The following is a 2,051-nucleotide window of genomic DNA, read 5'->3' as shown; positions in this document are numbered from 1 at the left end:
GCGCCGCCCAGGTCGCCGGTGCCGCCGGTGACCCGCGAGAGCGTGCCGTCGCCCTGCCCCTGCATCTGCGCGAGCACCCGCTCCACCGGCCCGCCGGGGGCGAACTGCACGATGGTGAAGGTGATCAGCATGATCCCGAACAGGGTCGGGATCATCAGGCCGATGCGGCGCAGGACATAGCCGAGCAAGGAAGGGTTCTCCTGTGTCGCCGAAGGCCGGGCCTCGACGGTCTGGCGCCTCGGTTCAGTCCCGGCCGATGCGCCGGGCCTTGTCGGCGTCGAACCACCACACCGCCGGCGCGCCGAGATCGTATTTCGGCCCCTCCGCGGGGTGGCCGTAGACGTCCCAGAGCGCGAGCCGGTGCGTGCCGGCATACCACATCGGCACCCAGTAGCGTCCGGCGCGCAACACGCGGTCGAGCGCCCGGCAGGCGGCGTCCAGCGCCTCGCGCGATGTCGCGTCCGCGATCGCGGTGAGCAGCGCGTCGATCGCCGGGTCGGCGATGCCCGACAGGTTGTTGGAGCCGGGCGTCGCGGCGGAGCGCGACCCGTAGGTCTCGCGCAGCTCCGCCCCCGGGGTCATGCCGCTGGCGTATCGCCGCGAGGTGATGTCGAAGTCGAAGTCCTTGAGCCGCGACTGGTACTGCGAGGCGTCGACGGTGCGGATCGTCGCCCGGATGCCGAGCAGGCCGAGGTTGCGGATGAAGGGGTGGGTGTGTGGCTCCAGCGCCGGGCTCGAATCGAGGAACTCGATCGTGAACGGCTTGCCGCCGGGCAGCGTGAGCAGGCCGCCGTCGCGGGTGCAGCCGGCCTCTCGCAGCAGCGCGTCGGCGCGCTTGAGCAGCGCCCGGTCCTGCCCCGACCCGTCCGAGGTCGGCGGCGTCCACGGCTCGCCGAACACCTCCGCCGGCAGGTCGTTCCGCAGGGACCCGAGCAACGCCAGCTCTTCGGGCGAGGGCGTGCCGACGGCCTTCAGGATCGAGTTCTCGAAGAACGAGGCCGTGCGCACGTAGGCGCCGAACATGATGTTCTTGTTCGTCCATTCGAAGTCGAAGCACAGGCCGATCGCCTCGCGCACCCGCGGATCGCGGAAGGCCGGCCGCCGCGTGTTCATCCACCAGCCCTGCGTGCCCGAGGGCCGGGCATCCGGCACGGTGGTGCGCACGACCCGGCCTTCGTTCGCCGCCGGGAAGTCGTAGCCGGTGGCCCAGACCCGCGCGGTAAACTCCTCGCGGAAGGTGAAGGCGCCGCCCTTGAACGCCTCGAAGGCGACGTTGCGGTCACGGAAATACTCGTAGCGGATCGCGTCGAAGTTGTTCTGCCCGACCATCGCCGGCAGCTCCGCGGCCCAATAGTCGCGGACCCGCTCGAACTCGATCGATCGCCCGACGTCGACGCGCCCCACCTGATACGGGCCGGAGCCGAGCGGCGACTCCAGGGTGGAGGCCGAGAAGTCGCGTTTTCCGTAGTAGGCCGCGGAGAAGATCGGCAGTTGCGCGATCGTGAGCGGGAGGTCGCGGGCGCGGCCGGGTGCGAAGGTGATCACCACCGTCGCGTCGTCGGGCGCCGTCGCATCGCGCATGTCGCGGATCACCTCGGAAATCTCGGGGTGGCCCTTCTCGCGCAGCAGCTTGAGGCTGAACGCCACGTCCTTCGCCGTCAGCTTCGAGCCGTCGTGGAAGCGCGCCTGCGGCCGCAGGGTGAAGGTGTAGGTCAGCCCGTCCTCGGACACCGCCACCGACCGCGCGACGAGGCCGTAGAGCGCGTCCGGCTCGTCCAGCGCCCGCACCATCAGGCTGTCGAAGGTGAGGTTCATGCCGGCGGCCCCCTCCCCCTGCAGCACGTAGGCGTTCAGGGTGTTGAAGGTGTCGGCCGCCTGGTTGCCGAAGGTCTGGCTCAGCTGCGACGAGAACCGCCCGCCGCGGGGCGCCATCGGGTTCACGTAGTCGAAGCGTTGGAAGTCCTTCGGGTACTTCAGCTCGCCGAAGCTCGACATCCCGTGCGATGCCGCGGTTTGGGCGACCGCGCCGCGCGGCAGCGCCGCGGCGCGGT

1 protein-coding gene and 1 pseudogene are annotated in these 2,051 nt (G+C 70.7%); both read right to left on the bottom strand.

Features of this window, described 5'->3' with window-relative positions; all coding sequences use genetic code 11:
* Window positions 1-188 (bottom strand): annotated as a pseudogene (locus FV222_RS24280) (microcin ABC transporter permease); the annotation flags it as partial.
* Between the two features lie 55 nt (window positions 189-243).
* Entirely contained in the window at window positions 244-2,037 is a 1,794-nt protein-coding gene (locus FV222_RS24275; protein WP_246685638.1) for an extracellular solute-binding protein, read from the bottom strand.
* Window positions 2,038-2,051: the final 14 nt, after the last annotated feature.

The sequence above is a fragment of the Methylobacterium sp. WL103 genome, assembly GCF_008039885.1.
Lineage (GTDB): Bacteria > Pseudomonadota > Alphaproteobacteria > Rhizobiales > Beijerinckiaceae > Methylobacterium > Methylobacterium cerastii.
This window is presented reverse-complemented; position numbering and strand designations above follow the sequence as displayed.